The organism is Burkholderia sp. Ax-1719, assembly GCF_011753055.1.
GTDB lineage: Bacteria > Pseudomonadota > Gammaproteobacteria > Burkholderiales > Burkholderiaceae > Paraburkholderia.
The window spans coordinates 394,320-411,112 of record NZ_VWWJ01000002.1; the positions used below are offsets into that span (position 1 = coordinate 394,320).

Consider the following 16,793-nt stretch of genomic DNA (forward strand, 5'->3'; position numbering starts at 1 on the left):
AACGGATTTGAGCAACGAACTGCGAATGATTGCTGGAATCGATACATTCGAATTCGGCGCGCACAATGTCGATGACCTGCTTCAGGCGCTTGAAATATGGCTCAATGCGCTGTGTGAAACGCTCCAGTCGCACCGATTTGTCACGCGCGGCTTGCATGCTCACAGCGCGCTTGCGCGTGAAGCGGCGGCAATCGACGCAGCGTTCCATGCGCATTCACGCGATTGCGCGCAGCCATGGGCATCGCTGGAGGCAGCACAGTCGCTGGCGGATTCATTCGACGACAAGTTCATGCTGCTCGTGTTCGGCAAGTTCAATGCGGGCAAGAGCGCCTTTTGCAATTTCATCGCGGAGCGCTTCGTTGCACACGGCAAGAACGCGCGTTATTTCCATGTAGAAGCGGGTCGTATTGTCGAGACTTCGGCGTGCTTCGAGGAAGGGGCGACGGAAACCACGGTACGTCTGCAAGGCGTGTGCCTTGGCGAAAAGCTCGTGTTGCTCGACACGCCGGGCCTGCATTCGGTCGTGCCGGAAAACGCGGCACTCACGCAGCGCTTTATCGAAAGCGCGGATGGTGTGATCTGGTTGACGAGTTCGACTTCGCCGGGACAGGTTCAGGAACTCGACGATCTTAGCCGCGAGCTTCATCGCAACAAGCCGCTCTTGCCCGTCGTGACGCGCAGCGACGAATACGACGAAGACGAAATCGACGGCGAGCTGGTCAGGCGCTTATGCAATAAGTCCGAGGCGCGACGTGCGTTACAGGAGGCCGATGTGCAGGCGCGTGCGCAGGAGAAGCTGTTTTCGATGGGCGTTAGCAGTGCTTTACTCAAGCGGCCGTTGTCGGTGTCGGTTCATATGGCGCGTGAACAGGGATTCGCGCCGGTCGCGATGAACGAAGCGGGCTTCGAACGCCTTTATGCTGCGCTACACGCGATTGCCGGGCCAGCGCTCGAATATAAACGTCGCAAGCGTGCGGAAGTCGCACTGCATCATCTGGAAGAAAACGTGCTGGATGCACTGTATGCCAGTGCGCAGCCTTTGTTGCTTCAAATGCGGAACTCGGCGCAGCGTGCCTTGGCGCAATTGACGGAACAGCAGGCGCAACTGTCCGATGCGGTTTGCCAGCGCACGCTGGCGGCGCTGCCTGACATGCTGGATGCGCACGCAGTTGAGCGCGACGTTGAGGGGCTCGTTCGCGCGCTTACAACCGCGATTGATGAAACGTTTCCCGGTTGCGTGCGTGAGTATCTTGCCGAATATGATGTCGTTCCCGACAACGTGCGTCTGGAGTTGAGTGACAGTGTCCGGTTTGAGGATATTGTGATCGAATCGGGCAGCGCAAATGCACGCGTGCAAGAAGTCATTGGCGTGGATTATCAGCGGCTTCACAACGCTTCGAGACAGGCTGTTGTCGTAGGTGTTCGCCAGCTTGCGCACGAAATTGCAGGGCAGGCGCACGCCGCGATCAATCAGTTGCTCGATCAGGCCGCAAAGCTGGATGACGTTTTGCTTGAGTCGAAGGCGCGCCTGATGGCTTTGAAGGATGAAATACGCACGCACGCTGCGTAAGACATTTTCCGCACAAAAAAGCGCCACAAAAGAGCGGCGCTTCTCATTTTCGCTTCAGAATCACTGCGCTATTGCGCCCAGCTTCGAAGAATCGATTGCGTCATGCTTCGCTTGCTCGATTCCCGCCTGTTCACGCACAAGTGATTGTCGATAATGCCGGCAGCCCACGCCGAGCAACACCATCGCTAACAACGCCGCGCTGCCATTCACAATGGAAACCGAATGCCCGACGGCGAGCGGCGAAGCGAATACCTTGTCGGTAAAGAGCGCAACGATAGTCGTACCCAGACCCAGCGCGAGAAGATTCTGAACCAGCAGAAACAGGGCTGAAATCTGCGCGCGCAGTTGATTCGGTGCGAGCGTTTGCATGGCGGCAGTGGACGTCGGCATCGGAAACGAAGCGAAGAACATGGCAACAACCAGCACCGCAAGCGAGCCATACAAACCGGGAATCTGCGTGAATAAGGCAGCAGGTACGAGCATGCACGCCGCGCCTATGCAACTGGCGCGCATCGGTGCGTCCTGATAGCCGCGTCGCAGCAGCCAGTCGTTGAACCAGCCGCCGCAGAACACACCAGCCGTATTCGCTACCAGTAGCACCGTGCCCAGCGTGTAACCCGCTTGAACCGGCGTGAGACCGAAATGGCGGATATAGAACGCCGGCGTCCAGCTCATCAGCGAGAACAAGGTCATGGCGTAGAACGAGAAGCCGAAGTAATGGCAACCGAACGTGGCGCGATGACGGAACACGAAGCGCAGGGCGTCGGCGGTCGTCATGCGTGCGGCGCTGCCTTTTCCGTCCTGCGCGAGTCCTTTGCGTTGCGGATCGCGCACGGTAAACAGCACCAGCAGCGCGACAACGAGGCCAGGCAGCCCGACGATAAAGAAGGTCATTTGCCACGGGTGAATCTGGCCAAAAAACGGCACGGCAAAGGCCGATGCGTGCTTGAGCAGGGCGATCACATAGCCGCCCACCAGAAACGCCACGCCGCCGCCGATAAACGATCCCAGCGAATACACGGCAATCGCGCGGCCTAATTTCTCTTTTGAAAAATAGTCCGCAAGCATTGAATAAGCGGCCGGTGAAAGTGCGGCCTCACCCACACCCACCGCCATACGAGAAACGAACATCTGCACGAAGTTCTGGCTGACGCCGCATGCCGCCGTTGCGACACTCCAGATGGCGATGCCCACGGAAATCAGGCGCGGCCGCGCGTAGCGGTCAGCGAGAAACGCAATCGGCAGGCCCATGAAGGCGTAGAAAAGCGAAAACGCAAAGCCGCTTAGCAGGCTGAATTGCGTGTCAGTCAGCATCAGATCGCGTTTGATAGGCTCGATCATCAGCACGAGCACCTGGCGATCGATAAAGGAAAACACATACGCGAGCATGCAGACGATCACGACATACCACGCATAGGCGTCGCGCCGGCCGGGGCGGGGGGCGGCCGCAGTAGTGTTCATACGAATTCTCCAAGGGGACATGGGGATGTTCGGTGCGGCGAGGCACGCGAACAAAATCAGCAAACGAAATGGGCAAACGAAAGCAATGTATCCAGCCAAAATCCCATTACAAATGGGGCGTGCACCCTTGGGCATAGTGAGTTTCCCCGGGAAGGGTAAAGAAAACACCCATACACGTATGCGCAAGATGCGTGAAAGCGCCTGTGGGAAAGGGTTCGCGTCAATCCGTGCATGCGGTCTATAAGCGTTATAGAGAGCGTTTAATCGACCTGGAAAATTGGTGTTCCTAGACTCGCTACGCAATGCAGATTCATGCCTGCCTACGCGGCGCAACCGATTTCAGGTCATTCGATAAACACACAGATGAAACCTCACGCTCTCCAACGTATTTCAATCGCGGCATGCGGTGCTGCGCTTCTTTTTCCTGCGATTGCTTTCGGGCAATCGAGCATTACGCTGTATGGGCGTATCGATACGTCGCTTGAATATACGAACTTCGGCCCGAATCACGTTGTGCGCATGGGGACCGGCAATCTGTTCGCGACCGAATGGGGTATGAAGGGTATCGAAGATCTGGGCGGCGGCTATGCTGCGATCTTCAAGCTCGAAAACGGTTTTAATTCGGCCAATGGCGCATTTTCGAATAATGGCGCGATGTTTGGCCGCGAGGCATGGGTAGGCCTCACGAGTCCTTACGGCGGCGTGCAGCTTGGCGAGCTTTATACGATTCTGCACACGGTGCTGGTCACGTATTCGCTGCCAGCCTATGGCGCGGGTCTCGAATGGGGCAATGCCACCAATAACTTTGTCGGTCCCGCTTATCTGCGCGTGCACAACGCCGTGCGCCTGACCTCGGCGCAGTGGAACGGCTTCATGCTGCGCGGCATCGTGGCGCGCGGCGCGAATGGAGCCAGCGGACAACCCGCTACGCTTGGCGATACTTATGGCGCGGGCCTCAATTACGCTCGCGGTCCGGTGTCCTTCGATGTTGCCTATATGGAGCAGAAGTTCAGCCCGGTTACGGCGGCTACGCTCAACACGGAAAGCCCCACGGCGCAGGGCAATTATTTCGTGACGGGTGCGTCATATGACTTCGGCTGGGCGAAACTGGCAGGCTTGTATCTGCGCCACCGCGGCGGCCCTGATGTGCAAACCGCTGTCGATTCGTTGAGCGCCTATCCGCATCACGACGTCTACGAAATTGATGCAACGGTGCCGCTGGGGCGCGCGAAACTGCTGGCGAGCTACGGTCACTACCGCAAGACCGCGGATAGCGACGGCAATGCCGATTCGTATGCGCTGCGCCTCGACTATCCGCTTTCGAAGCGCACGGTGCTTTACACGGGCGCGGCGATGGTGCGCAACAACAGCCACGCGTCGTTTACGGTGAACGGCGCGGGCGGAGGTGGCGTCGCGGTGGCGAAGGCGGGCGCTACGGCAAGCTCGCTGGTGGCGGGCATGCTCGTATCGTTCTAGTCTTCCGGGTCGGCCAGATCGCTTGCATCGCCGATGGCAGCGTGATCGAGGCACGGCGAGGCGAGCCAGGCATCGAACGGCTCGCGCTCGCCAATCCCGAACAACTCGACCAGCAGCGCACGCAGCCAGCGATGGCCCGGATCAACGTCGAAACGCCGATGCCAATACGCATTCACACTCCAGCTTTGCGCATCGGCGATTTCATGGATCGCGCAGGCGTGCTGCGCGGCGAAACTCAGTGCAATCGTGCGAGGCACGATCGCCGCGTAATCGGCGCCTTGCAGCAGGGAAGGCAGCACGAGAAAGTCAGGCAGCGATGCGCGCACGCGCGGCATCAATTCGTGGCGCTCCAGCAGCGTCATCGATTGCGGATGCGACATCACCGCAACCAGACGCAGCGCCGCGGGCGCCTGCGCGTCGAGCACGAAGCCTGCCGGGAGGCCAATCCGCCGGTTGGCCGCTTCGGAGAGAATCAGCACGCAGCGCTCGCTCAGCAATTCCGTTCGCTGAAAATGTTCGGATGCCTGATTGAAGTGACCGATTGCGAAATCGATCTTGCCCGCTTCCAGCGCGATATTGAGCTGTTGCTCGTCCAGATGCAGGGTTTCGACGACCGCGCCCGGCGCGCGCGCGTCCAGCACGCCCAATAAGGTTGGCAAACAGGCGCTCGCGGCGAAATCGTTCATATGCAGGCGAAACACCCGCTGGGTCGTCTCGGGAGTGAAACTCGCGCCATCGTCTAGCACGTCCTGAAGGATCGCCAGCGCCTTGTCGACCGAGGCTGCGAGGCGCCGCGCGCGCGGCGTCGGCTCGACGCCCAGTCCGGTGCGTACGAACAATGCGTCGCGAAACATGAGGCGCAGCCGCCCGAGCGCATAACTCACGGAAGGCTGCGTGACGCCCAGGCTCAAGGCGGCGCGGCCCACGTGCTTTTCCTGATACACCGCGCGGAATGTTTTGAGCAGGTTGAGATCCAGATCCTGCACGCGCAGTGCGGCGGGATGGGCGGGGGCTTCGTTGAGCGCGTGATTCATGCGAACCGCCCGCGCGTAACCGAAGGCGCGTGGCCATAGCGGCGCACATAGGCCCTCGTGAAATGCCCGAAGCTCTGCACACCGCAGGCGAGCATCGTTTGCGCGACGCTCGTGTGCGGATCGTGCGTGAGCCTGGCGTGTACGGCTTCCAGACGTCGCTCGCGCACATAGGCAGCGGGCGACAGGCCCACGAACTGCGCGAAGCCATTTTGCAAGGTGCGCGGCGATACGTTGGCCACGCGAGCGAGAACCGCGAGCGTGAGTGGGCTGTCCAGATGAGCGTCAATATAGTCTCGTGCGCGGCGCACATGGGCGGGCAAGGGCGTGCGTGTGTCGCTGCGCAAAAGCGCATCGCTGTGCGAGTGCGGAAGCTGCGTGAGCAGCATCGTCATGAGCCATTGCGTGAGATCGCCGCCGAATAGCGTCGCGGCGCTCGCGCTATCGCACTGCGCATGCATGCGATGCAGATGACCGAGCGTGTCGCGCACGATAGCCGCGCCGTGGTGTTCGGCCTCGACACTCATCGCGAAGCGCAGCGGCGCACGCGGCGTGGCTTGCAGCAAATCCGCGAGCTTGTGTTCAAGCGCGTTGCGATCGATACGCAGCAACAGGCTGCGGCAGTCGCTACTCGTTTCGATGCGGCTCGCGCGTGCGGGCGACGAAACGCTGATCGCGCCCCGCGTCACCGCCGCATGCTCGCGCCCCGAGCTTAATTCGCACGCCCCTGCGAGCGTGAGACGAAACAGGAATTGTCCGGCATTGCCCGCGAAATCGATACGCGTGGCGCGTCCGTAGCTGAGTTCCGCAAGACCGCCATGGGCGAGCGCGACATCGTAAAGCTCTGCGTTGAGCGGCTCGCGCCCCTGCGCCTGCATGCTGTGCGGGCCGAGCAGACGCGCAACAGTGCGCTCGACATCGGCGCGGGCGTGCGTGGCGTGCAACAGATTGGCGTTCATGCGGGATATTGCGGGAGTCATAAGCCGTTCTCTTCGATTCGTCGTGCTTGTGTCGTTCTGTGACGCGTAGTGCCGTATGCGTGAGTGCAATGATCGGCGAGAAAAAAAGCGCCCGCAACCAGGGCTTGCCGGATTTGTACTGAACTTGCGTGAATTGAAGCGACACCACTGCGCGCGACGCGTAATTTCATTCCAGGCAGCGCGCGAATCAAGCCATCGCGCGCCGGATGCAAATAACCGAGGCGCTGCATGCGCCATAAAGGAGAGGTTGGAATGAAAGTCTGCGTTCTGGGTGGGGGGCACGGCTGTCACGCCGCTGCAATCGACATGCTTGAAAAAGGGCACGAAGTGAGCTGGTGGCGGCGCGATCGCGAAGCGGCGCAAAAGCTGCGCACGCTCGGCGAACTGGAAGTGCAGGATTGGCACGGCACGCGCCGTGTGCCGCTTTCAGCGCTGCGTACGTCCGGTGCAATCCATCTTGTCGATGAACTGGCATACGCTGTGGACGGCGCGCAGCTGATCGTGATTCCGTTGCCAGCGATCACTCATGAGCCGCTTGCTGCGCAACTTGCGCCGCTGCTCAAGGACGGCCAGGTGATTTACCTGCCGCCTGGCACGTTCGGCAGTATGGTGTTTGCCGATGCGCTCGCTGCTGTCGGCAATCGCAGCCGCGTGGCCATTGCCGAAACCGGCACGCTGCCCTATCTCGTGCGTACGCACGGCGCGAACCGCGTGGTGATCAGCGCCTATGCGACGCGTTTGCCGACCGGTGTGTTCCCGACAAGCGCAGGAAACTGGGCTTTCGAAATTCTGGAAAGCGCATATCCATCGGTCGAGCGTATCGAAGACGCCTTGTCTGGCGCGTTGATGAACGCCGGTCCCGTCATTCATCCGCCACTCATTCTGATGAATGCCGGGCCACTCGAACACTTTGAGAGTTGGGATATTCATAATGAAGGCACGCAGCCATCGATTCGCCGCGTGACGAATGCACTCGACGCGGAGCGCATGGCAGTGCGCGAGGCGCTGGGTTATGGCGCGCCGCATTTTCCGCTTGCCGATCATTACGCAAGCGAAGGCGACGAATGGATGTACGGGCGTGGCGCGCACGGCAAGCTGACCGATAGCGGCGACTGGCGCGAAAAAATCGATTTGCAGACGCATCGATACATGCTGGAAGACACGCGCCTTGGTCTGTCTTTTATCGTTTCGTGTGGCCGCTATGCGGGTGTGCCGACGCCGGTTGCGCAAGGCCTGCTTTCGCTGGCGAGCGCGGTGACCGGGCGCGACCTCTACGCGCAAGGACGCACGCTGGAAGCGCTGGGTCTTGCCTCGCTCGCACCGGCGCAATTGCGCGGCTTCCTTGATAGTGGAGCGCGTTCGTGAGCGCGGCGCATGGCATCGATCGCGTGCATTTGGTGGGCGCGGGCCGCATGGGCCAGGGTATCGCGCTTGCAGTGGCTTTCGCGGGCTTGCGCGCGACGCTGGTCGATTTCAAGGCGCGCTCGTACGCGGAACACGATGCGTTCGTCCAGAAAGCGCGCGCTTCGATTAGCGATCAATTGCAATCGCTGGTCGCGCTCGGGCGTTTAACCGCCGATCAGGCCGCACGCGTTCTGGATCGCATCGCATTCGTGAGCCGCGAACATGGCCAGCAAGCGCTGGGTGAGGCAACGCTGGTATTCGAGGCGGTGCCCGAAGTGCTCGACGTGAAAGCCGAAGCGTTGCGATGGATGGAAAGCGCGCTCAGCGATCATGCGGTGATTGCGTCGACTACCTCGACTTTCCTGGTCACGCAATTGCAGGCATTCAGTGCGCGGCCCGGCCGCATCATCAACGCGCATTGGCTTAATCCCGCGCATCTGATTCCCCTCGTCGAAGTGAGCCGCAGCGATGCAACGGACGCCGACGCTGTCGCGCTCACCACTGAACTGCTTGCGCGCATCGGCAAGCGGCCGATTGTTTGCGCGCCGTCCGCCGGCTACATCGTGCCGCGCATTCAAGCCCTGGCGATGAACGAAGCGGCGCGCATGGTCGAAGAGGGCGTGGCAAGTGCCGAGGATATCGACACGGCAATACGCACGGGTTTCGGCCTGCGTTTTGCTGTGCTTGGGCTGCTCGAATTCATCGATTGGGGCGGCTGCGATATTCTCTATTACGCTTCGCACTATCTTGCACGCGAAATTGCGCCGCGCTTCGAACCGGCGCAAGCGGTGATCGACAATATGGAGCAGGGCCGCGACGGATTGCGCACGCGTAAAGGCTTCTACGATTACGCCGATGTCGATGTGCCCGATTACGTGCGTCGGCGGGTGCAGTCGTTTGGCGCCTTGCTCGACCATCTGGGTTTAGCGCCCGAGTTTGACGGCGCGTTAAGCAAAGCCGCCGGGTAATCCAGACCGAGCGACCAAAAAAGCGCCCGATTGGGCGCTTTTTACATCGGCTATCAAGACGATAAAAGCGATCAAGCCGCAACCGGACGCGCGATCCGATGAAAATTCCGGCTGAAATACACCAGCCCGTCACCATCGTGGCGCACGCGAATACGGGTGGCTTCCACGAACATCACCGAATGCGAGCCGACTTCCTTCATCTCCACGATGTTGCCCTCGATGCTCGCTAGCGCGTCACGCAGCACGGGAACGTCGGCGTCGCCGTCGAGCCAGCCTGGCAACGCGAAGCGCTCTTCCATGGGCAGTTTCGTCATGCCCGCAAAGTGTTTCGCCAGGTCTTCATGCTCGCCGGGCAGCACGTTGATGCACACGCGCCGGTTGCCTTCGAACACTGAATGCATCGCGCTCGAACGGTTGAGACACACGAGCACGGTGGGCGGCGTATCGGTCACGGAGCAGACTGCGCTAGCCGTGATGCCGCAGCGGCCAGATGGACCATCCGTGGTGATGACATTGACCGCAGCGGGGAGGTGGGCCATGGCTTGCCGGAAATTGGCGCGGGCGTCGTCGGCGGGCGTGGGAGCGTGATTGGCAGTGTGGGACATACGTCGGTTCCGTATTCAGGCGTGAGCGATAGACTCAGATTAGGGCACGGTAATTTTGAAAAGTATCGGCATGATTGCCTGCTTCATAGGCGCTTGCCCGCATCGATCTAAAGATTTCTTCAGCGCAGTGCGCAATGCATGGCAAACGTCACCTAAGCGCAATACCTGGTTTCCCGGGCGATTTTGATCGGATAGGATGGTGCGCTGGCAGGACGCTATATCTGAGCCTGCAACGCACGTGCAGGATGTGTGAGTCTCGCGGGTCGAAGCCGCATTAACTTTTTGTGGAGAGAGCAGATGACGGTTCCTGCTCAGGTCGTTTATATCGTAGACGATGATAGTGGCATGCGTACCTCGCTGGCATGGCTGCTCGATTCGGTGGGGATTCAATCTGCAGGATTTGGCAGCGCTGCGGAATTTCTCGCGGCCTACGACGCGAAGACGCCAGCCTGCCTGATACTCGATGTTCGGATGCCCGAGCGCAGCGGCTTTGATGTGCAGTTCGAGCTGAACCGGCGCGGCGCTACGCTACCGATTATCTTTGTGAGCGGTCACGGCGATATTCCCATGTCGGTTCGTGCGATGCAGAATGGCGCAATCGATTTCGTGGAAAAGCCCTATAACTCGCAGCAGATGCTCGACCGCGTCCAGCGTGCGCTCAAGATCGCCGGGCAACGTCACGCCGTTGACATGAAGCGCAGTGAATTGCGGCAAAGAATTGAATCGCTGACGGCGCGTGAAAAGGAAGTCCTGCGTGGTGTGATCGATGGAAAGGGCAGCAAACGCATTGCCGCCGATCTGGAGATCAGCGTGAAAACGGTGGATGTGCATCGTGCGAGCATCAAGGACAAGCTCGGCGCAGAATCGATTGCGATGCTCGTGCGCGACGTGGTCGCTGTATGGAATCCGGATGACGGCGCAGATAAAGTCTGAGCGGGTTTTAGTCGCTTGTCAGCCGCAGTGTGCGACGGACAGGCGACTGCGAGAGCCTGACAAGCACGCGTAATTCAAGCGCCATTAGCGCATATAGAGACCGCCGTTCACATCCCAGCAGGCGCCATTGGCGAAATATGCCTGCCCAGAAGCCAGCAGAATCGCCACATCGGCCACATATTCCGCATTGCCGAGCCGTCCCACTGGAATGCCTGCAATCACCTTGTCGAGCTTATCTGCTGGCACGCTTTCATGAACGATGGGCAAATCCAGCGGGCCGGGCGAGATGGCGTTCACCGTCACGCCCTTGGCGGCGAGGTCGCGTGCAAAGACTTTAGTGAGCGTCAGTGTGCCGCCTTTTGCTGCGGCATAATGCGCGCCCGTGGCCGATCCGCCATTTTGCCCCGCCAGTGAAGCGATATTGACGATGCGGCCCTCGCCGCGATCGGCGAAATACTGGCCGAAAACCTGGCAGCCAAACAGCACGCTTTTCAGGTTCACGTTGATGACCTGATCGAATTGCTCGCCGGTAATCTCCATGACGGGTACGACCTTGGACGCACCGGCGTTGTTGACGAGTGCGTCGACTTGGCCCCAGCGTGTGGCCACGGTTTTCAGCGCGCTTTCGAAGCCCGCCTTCGAGGTGACATCGAGAGGCACGGCAAAGGCCGTCGAGCCATCGGGGCTCAGCGAGGCAGCAACTTCACGCGCCGCGTCGAGCGCGAGATCGGCCAGCGCGACGCGATAGCCCGCTGCGTGGAATTTCGTGGCGATGGTCGCGCCCAGCCCGCGTGCCGCACCCGTTACGATCACGACTCTTGTCGTCATGAGAATAAACTCCTGGAATTCATAGGTTGTTGCTCAAGCAACGATCAAGCGGCAAGCGCAGATTCAATACGCGACGCCACGGCGCAAACCAGTTCGTCTGCGCCGTGCCGGCCGATGATCTGCAGACCCGCTTTAAGCGCAGTGCCTTTAACGGTAACCGGCAGACTCAAGGCCGGATGCCCGCTCAGATTAAATGGCCTGATCAGTGACGACATGGCGATCACCGACGTGCCATTGCGCGCCTGTTCAAGCGTGATGGGAAAATCGGGCAGGGTGGGCATAACCAGAACGTCCACGGTTTCCAGCGCATGATTGACGGCCTGGGTAAAGCGTGTTCTCACTCGCTCCGCGTTTTCCACGTCCAGATCGCTGGTCTTTGCCGCCGCACGCAGCCGTGCTGCGAGATCGGGCTGAAGGTGGCCCGTTTCGACGAGTTGGCCAAATGCCACCGATGTTTCGCGGTTGATGATTGACAGTCCCGCGTTGAACGCATCGGCGAGGCCAGGCAGATTGACGTATGCCGATGCAAAATCGGCTTTGCGTATGGCCAGTTCGACCGCTTCAGAAATTTCGGGGCGAGCCTCGGCCTGCACGATGCCAACACGCGCCGCGCCAGCGCCGCCTTCGGCAACGCCGAGGTCGAATGCCGGACTGATCGCGGACATCGCCGCGACGATCACCCGCATCTCACGCGCAAAAGGCCCGACGCAATCCAGCGTGCTGTGAGCGGGCGCAGCGCCGACGCGCGAGACACGTCCAAAGGTCGGCTTTAACCCGATCACACCGCAGCAGGCCGCCGGGCCGCGTATTGAACCGCCCGTATCGGTGCCGAGCGCGGCGTCCGCCAGGCGTGCGCCCACTGCGACAGCGGAACCGCTGGATGAGCCGCCGGGAATACGCGTGGCGTCCTGCGGATTCACCGGCGTGCCCGTATATTCGTTCATGCCGGTCATGCCAAAAGCCAGTTCGTGCATATTGGCCTTCCCGACGATCTTCCAGCCGCCGTCGAGCAGGCGTTGCACGACTTCGGCGTGGCGTTGGGCGGGCGCGACGTCGGCCAGCGCACGGCTCGCGCCGGTGGTGCGATAGCCTGCGATGTCGATCGAGTCCTTGATGACGATGGTCGGACTCGCGGCATCGCGGCCGCCCAATGAAAATTGCTCAAGCAATGCACTCATGCTGACGTTTCCTGATCCGATGGAAGAAGGGCGGCGCGAGCATTGACCGACCACGGCGCGTCGAACAGACGTTCGGTGCGGAAATGCGCAATCAGCCAGTCCACGCCGTTTGGCGACGGTGTGAAATCCACCGCGAGCCGCGCACCAATCAACTCCGCACTGCCGTCGACATAACCGGACGCCTGCATCATGATCCAGCGTCCCGTTGCCTGCTGGCCGTTGACGTCGATGGTTTCGGACGTGACGAAATGCACGTTGGTGGTGAAATGCGGCGTGGGTGGCAAGTAGCGCGAGAGCATCGCGACGATCTGCGCACGCCCGAGCGAGCGCCCGAAGGTCTGCGCGTAGTGCGTGCCAACGCCTTCCCAGACCGCATCGTCGGTGAAGAGCGCGCCCAGCGATTCGCCGTCGAGCACCGTCGCGGGCACGTCGCACAGCGCCATATAACGCGTGAACGTGCGGCGCACGGCGCGCTCCGCTTCCAGATAGGCAAGGCGCGCTTCGAGCGCCGCGATGCGTGCGTCAGTGTCGCTCATTGCGTGCTCACGCGTTCGCTGCGTTCACTGCGGGCGGCACGACCAGTTCGCGTCCCACGCGTGCTTCGATCTTGCCGTAGCGCCAGAGGTTGTATTCGCCCACCGCAGTCGTGCGATAGAGATTGCAGACGGCGGTGACCGTGTCGAAATCCACCACGTCGGCCATGATGTAGAACGTCCACGGCGCGCCGTCCGACTGGCCGACCACGAGGCGGTCGTCGTCCATGATGCCGAGCACGCGCACGCCTTCCATCGCTTCGATAGCGGCCAGCATCTTGCCGTAGGCCTGCCACACCGTGCCGATCTGCTCACGCGGCAGATCGAAGAAGTTTTGCGTGACGCCGCAGCAGAAGAGGACACGCAGGGGAAGCTTGTTGGCGGTGTTCATCGATTATTTCCTTGGTAGTTCGAATCAAATAACTGGATTTAGTGAAAACGCTTCACAGATAGCCGGGAATCGGCGGCACGCCCACAAAAACCGCGCCCGCGCCATCGTAATTGCCTTCGGCGAGGAAAGCGTGCTGCGTCACCACGATGGCGTCGCGCAAAAGGCGCTGGAGCGGGTGCGTGCGATAGATCGCCATGGTGCCGCCCAGGCGATAGGCGCGCATCACGACGTCCGCGCCTTCACGTGCAACCTGGGTGGCCGCAAGGCGCAACAGGCTGACCTGATCGGGCGTGGCGCTATTGCCTGCCGCAATCGACTCCCATACGCTTTCGGTCGCTTCGTAGAAGAACGCACGCGCGGAACGCAATTGCGCTTCCGCTTTGGCGAGTTCGATACGGTAATAGGCGCGGTCCGCGAGTTGCGGCGCGCCGGTCGTGGTGCGGCGGCCGCCCGACATCTGGTTGGCCACATCAAGCGCGGCGCGCGCAAGGCCCAGATTCACGACGGCCAGCACTTGCGCCGCGTAAGCGACCGTCGGGTAGCGATAAAGCGGCTCATCGACGGTGGCGGGGCCGCCACGCACGAAGGTCCATTCGTCGGAGACCACCGCGCCCTTGAGGCGCAGGTCGTGGCTGCCGGTGCCCTGCATGCCCACGACGCTCCAGTTCTCGACGATTTCAATATCGGAGGCGCGAAACACGGCGGTGCGCGGCTTGCCCGGCGCGCCGCCATCTTTGGCGCCGGTGTCGATGCCCACGCCCAGCCAGTCCGCACCCTTGCAGCCGCTCGCAAACTTCCAGGTGCCTTCGACCAGCCAGCCGCCGCCTTCGGCGGGCTGCACTTTCTGGACCGGAAAGAGGCCCGCGCCGAAGGCCTGATCGGGACCGCTCGCGTAGATTTGGGCCTGCGTTTCAAGGGGCAGCGCGGCCAGATAGATATTCGCCGAGCCGAAGCTTGCGACCCACGCGGCGGAACCGTCGGCGGTGGCGATGCGTTCGATCATGCGCAGAAATTCCGCCGGCGGGCGGGCGTCGCCGCCAAAGCGCTTCGGCGTGGCGGCGCGATAGATGCCCGCGCGCTTGAACATGTCGATCACGTCGCGCGGCACGTGCGAGAGCCGCTCGAACTCATCGCGGCGCGCGACAATGACCTCGACAAGCTCGTCCAGTGTCAGGGTTTCGTTGGCGTCGGCGGGAAGCGAGGCCGGAAAGTGGCTGGCCTGGGGCGAAAGGGCGGTCGCGGTAGCGCGCATGAAGCATCTCCTGAAGATTGGGGGCAAGTGTTCGATGTTGTGGTGCGGGCGCTGCGGACCTGCCGAAAAGCGTCTCGTCCGCGTCTCGTCCGATTTGCTATTCAGTCTAGGAACGACAAAATTGGCCAGCAATTGGGGCGCAGACTCGAAACATGGGTGAAATCCAGCGGCCATCTAAAGAAATCTTCAGGTTCCCGGCGCACAGGGCCGGTGATATCGTTCCGACTAGCGTTTCGACTGAGCGCTGCGGCTCGTTTGAGAGAACTGTGCATATGACGTCCCTGGTAGAAGCCGATTTCCATAGTTTGCTCGACGCATTGACGCTTTGCGTGCTGCTGCACGATTCGCAAAGCAAGGCGATCGTGTGGGCGAACCGGGCGGCGTGCGACGCACTGGGTTTCAGCGTGGACGAACTGATTCCGCTGAAGGCGCGCGACATGACGCGGCCCGAGCCGAAATACGATCGCGAACTGGCGATTGCGGCGATGAACCGTTCGGCGACGCAGGGGCCGCAGGTGTATGAGTGGTGTTACCGGTCGAGAACGGGCGGCGACATGCTGTCCGAGGCGATCGCCACGACGGTCCATCTGCAGGAGCGCGACGTCGTGATGGTGCAGTTTCGCGACATCAGCGCCGAAGAATGCATTAAAAGAAAGTTGCGCGCGCACGAAACGCGGTTGCGCGAATTCATGCAGGACCTCAGCGAAGGCGTGGCGCTGCTCAACGAAACCGCTGAGATCCAGTACATCAGCGAATCGGGCAGGCGTTTGCTGGGCCTTGCGGCAGACGATGCGCCCGGCGTCATCGTCGGCTACCTCGCAGCGGACGAGGTGCCGGGCCTTCTGCAACAACTCGCTGAAGCGCCAACGGATGGCCCGTCCAGCCCCAGTCGTTATCGAAGCGCCGACGGCGAGCATTGGCTGCGTCTCACCTGCAGACGCATCGAGCTTGAAGAAGATCTGCGCGGCGTGCTGATTCACTTTCGCGACATCACCGACGTGGTGCGAACCGAAGAAGCGCGCCGCGCCGAAGCGCGCCTGCTCGAATACGCGGGCCGTTACAACGCGATGGGTGAAATGGCGATGGCGATTGCGCACGAGTTGAGCCAGCCGGTGGCCGCCATCCGCAATTTCGTGGAAGGCGCGATCCAGCGGCTTGCGCAGCCAGATTCGCTCCAATCGGCGATCTGGGGATTGCGCGCGGCAGACCGGCAGGCCGAGCACGCGGCGGCGATCATCAAGAGCGTGCGCGAATACGTCGCGCGGCGCGACCCGAATATCGCCGTCACGGATCTGCGCACGATTCTTTCCGAAGCCGCATGGTTCGTGCAGGTGCGCGCGCGTGAAGCCGATGTCAGCGTTCATGTCGAGTTGGGCGACGAGCCGCTGCTGATCGAATGCGAGCGGGTGTTGATCGGGCAGGTCGTGCTGAATCTGGCGTTCAATGCAATCGACGCGCTGGCCACGGCGCATGGCGAACACCAGAACCGCAAGAGTTTGACCATTGGCGCGCGCGTGAATGAAGGCCAGGCGCTGGTTTTCGTACGCGACAACGGGCCTGGCATTTCGGAAGGGCATGAGCGTCTCTTCGACGGCTTTTCATCGTCGAAGGAGACGGGCAATGGCATTGGCCTGTCGCTGTGCAAAAGCATCATTGCAAGACATGGCGGCGTGATCCGCGCGTTTCCGGTGGAGACGGGCGGGCTCGAATGCCGCTTCTGGTTGCCGTTTGCCAACGACTAACGATTAGTGGCTAACGATTACCGGCCGAGCGATCTGGCGGTTTTTCCGCCCAGACCGAAGTCCGTGTTCGGAATATCCTTGATCATCACGCGCGTGGCGTCGAGCGGCGTATCCAGAACGCTGGCGCCCGTTTCGCACAGCGCATGAATCAGCGCGCGCTTCTGCTCATCGGTGCGCCCCGCAATGAGGATGGCGATGATGACGGGCAACGCAGGCGGCGTACCTTGCGAAGCCGCGCGCCCACCAATGCCATAGTCGCTTGACGGCAGTTCGCTCAAGAGGATTCGCACTGCTTCCGCCGGCGCGCCGATGGTGTCGACAGTCGCTTGCGTGAGTTGTTCGATGAGCGCGGCTTTGCGCGTTTCGGCGTGGCCCGCGGGCAAATACACTTCAAGCGTAGGCATGAAATTAACCGGAAGTGACAAGGCCTCGATTCGATAT

At 61.1% G+C, this 16,793-nt stretch carries 16 protein-coding genes; 6 read left to right on the forward strand and 10 right to left on the reverse strand.

All coding sequences use genetic code 11. The features are described from left to right. Positions 1-25: 25 nt before the first annotated feature. Positions 26-1,570, forward strand: coding sequence for a dynamin family protein (locus F3J17_RS06785; RefSeq protein ID WP_240160857.1), 1,545 nt, complete (start codon positions 26-28; stop codon positions 1,568-1,570). Between the two features lie 60 nt (positions 1,571-1,630). Here the strand turns inward: F3J17_RS06785 and F3J17_RS06790 are convergent, their stop codons facing one another. Further along, entirely contained in the window at positions 1,631-3,031 is a 1,401-nt protein-coding gene (locus F3J17_RS06790) for an MFS transporter (RefSeq protein WP_167055144.1), read from the reverse strand. Between the two features lie 363 nt (positions 3,032-3,394). Here F3J17_RS06790 and F3J17_RS06795 point away from each other — a divergent pair, with 363 nt between their 5' ends. After that, the gene (locus tag F3J17_RS06795) at positions 3,395-4,507 is read left to right on the forward strand and encodes a porin (protein WP_167055146.1); all 1,113 of its coding nucleotides are present in this window, start codon (positions 3,395-3,397) and stop codon (positions 4,505-4,507) included. Here the strand turns inward: F3J17_RS06795 and F3J17_RS06800 are convergent. Both F3J17_RS06800 and F3J17_RS06805 read right to left on the reverse strand, forming a co-directional pair. Continuing rightward, positions 4,504-5,541, reverse strand: a complete 1,038-nt coding sequence (locus tag F3J17_RS06800) for a LysR family transcriptional regulator (protein WP_167055148.1) — start codon at positions 5,539-5,541, stop codon at positions 4,504-4,506. The genes F3J17_RS06795 and F3J17_RS06800 overlap by 4 nt on opposite strands. Beyond that, on the reverse strand, positions 5,538-6,518 hold the full coding sequence (locus tag F3J17_RS06805) for an AraC family transcriptional regulator (RefSeq protein ID WP_167055149.1): 981 nt from the start codon (positions 6,516-6,518) through the stop codon (positions 5,538-5,540). Before F3J17_RS06805 ends, F3J17_RS06800 begins: the two co-directional genes overlap by 4 nt. A gap of 252 nt (positions 6,519-6,770) precedes the next feature. On the opposite strand from F3J17_RS06805, the gene F3J17_RS06810 reads away from it, so the two are divergent. Together F3J17_RS06810 and F3J17_RS06815 are read left to right on the forward strand one after the other, a co-directional pair. Further along, entirely contained in the window at positions 6,771-7,883 is a 1,113-nt protein-coding gene (locus F3J17_RS06810; protein ID WP_167055152.1) for an NAD/NADP-dependent octopine/nopaline dehydrogenase family protein, read from the forward strand. After that, a complete protein-coding gene (locus tag F3J17_RS06815) occupies positions 7,880-8,890 on the forward strand; it encodes a 3-hydroxybutyryl-CoA dehydrogenase (protein WP_167055154.1) in 1,011 nt (336 codons plus the stop codon). The genes F3J17_RS06810 and F3J17_RS06815 overlap by 4 nt, the downstream gene beginning before the upstream one ends. Positions 8,891-8,961: 71 nt before the next feature. Here the strand turns inward: F3J17_RS06815 and hpaC are convergent, their stop codons facing one another. Then, positions 8,962-9,495 carry a 4-hydroxyphenylacetate 3-monooxygenase, reductase component gene (gene hpaC / locus F3J17_RS06820; RefSeq protein ID WP_167055156.1) on the reverse strand — a complete coding sequence of 178 codons (534 nt, stop codon included), beginning with the start codon at positions 9,493-9,495 and terminating at the stop codon, positions 8,962-8,964. Positions 9,496-9,792: 297 nt separating this feature from the next. On the opposite strand from hpaC, the gene F3J17_RS06825 reads away from it, so the two are divergent. Next, a complete protein-coding gene (locus tag F3J17_RS06825) occupies positions 9,793-10,428 on the forward strand; it encodes a response regulator (protein ID WP_167055577.1) in 636 nt (211 codons plus the stop codon). A gap of 84 nt (positions 10,429-10,512) precedes the next feature. Here the strand turns inward: F3J17_RS06825 and F3J17_RS06830 are convergent, their stop codons facing one another. The 5 genes from F3J17_RS06830 to F3J17_RS06850 are packed head-to-tail and all read right to left on the reverse strand — an operon-like array spanning position 10,513 to position 14,610. Further along, on the reverse strand, positions 10,513-11,256 hold the full coding sequence (locus F3J17_RS06830) for an SDR family oxidoreductase (RefSeq protein WP_167055158.1): 744 nt from the start codon (positions 11,254-11,256) through the stop codon (positions 10,513-10,515). A 44-nt stretch (positions 11,257-11,300) separates the two neighbouring features. Then, positions 11,301-12,434, reverse strand: coding sequence for an amidase (locus F3J17_RS06835; RefSeq protein WP_167055160.1), 1,134 nt, complete (start codon positions 12,432-12,434; stop codon positions 11,301-11,303). Beyond that, positions 12,431-12,970 carry a nuclear transport factor 2 family protein gene (locus F3J17_RS06840; RefSeq protein WP_167055162.1) on the reverse strand — a complete coding sequence of 180 codons (540 nt, stop codon included), beginning with the start codon at positions 12,968-12,970 and terminating at the stop codon, positions 12,431-12,433. The genes F3J17_RS06835 and F3J17_RS06840 overlap by 4 nt, the downstream gene beginning before the upstream one ends. Before the next feature lie 7 nt (positions 12,971-12,977). Then, positions 12,978-13,358 carry a hypothetical protein gene (locus F3J17_RS06845; protein WP_167055164.1) on the reverse strand — a complete coding sequence of 127 codons (381 nt, stop codon included), beginning with the start codon at positions 13,356-13,358 and terminating at the stop codon, positions 12,978-12,980. 52 nt (positions 13,359-13,410) lie between these two features. Next, positions 13,411-14,610 carry an acyl-CoA dehydrogenase family protein gene (locus F3J17_RS06850; protein ID WP_167055166.1) on the reverse strand — a complete coding sequence of 400 codons (1,200 nt, stop codon included), beginning with the start codon at positions 14,608-14,610 and terminating at the stop codon, positions 13,411-13,413. Between the two features lie 272 nt (positions 14,611-14,882). Here F3J17_RS06850 and F3J17_RS06855 point away from each other — a divergent pair, with 272 nt between their 5' ends. Further along, complete coding sequence (locus F3J17_RS06855) at positions 14,883-16,352, forward strand: ATP-binding protein (protein WP_240160833.1); 1,470 nt, start codon at positions 14,883-14,885, stop codon at positions 16,350-16,352. Between the two features lie 17 nt (positions 16,353-16,369). Here F3J17_RS06855 and F3J17_RS06860 read toward each other — a convergent pair whose 3' ends face one another. Further along, entirely contained in the window at positions 16,370-16,756 is a 387-nt protein-coding gene (locus F3J17_RS06860; RefSeq protein WP_167055170.1) for a tautomerase family protein, read from the reverse strand. Positions 16,757-16,793: the final 37 nt, after the last annotated feature.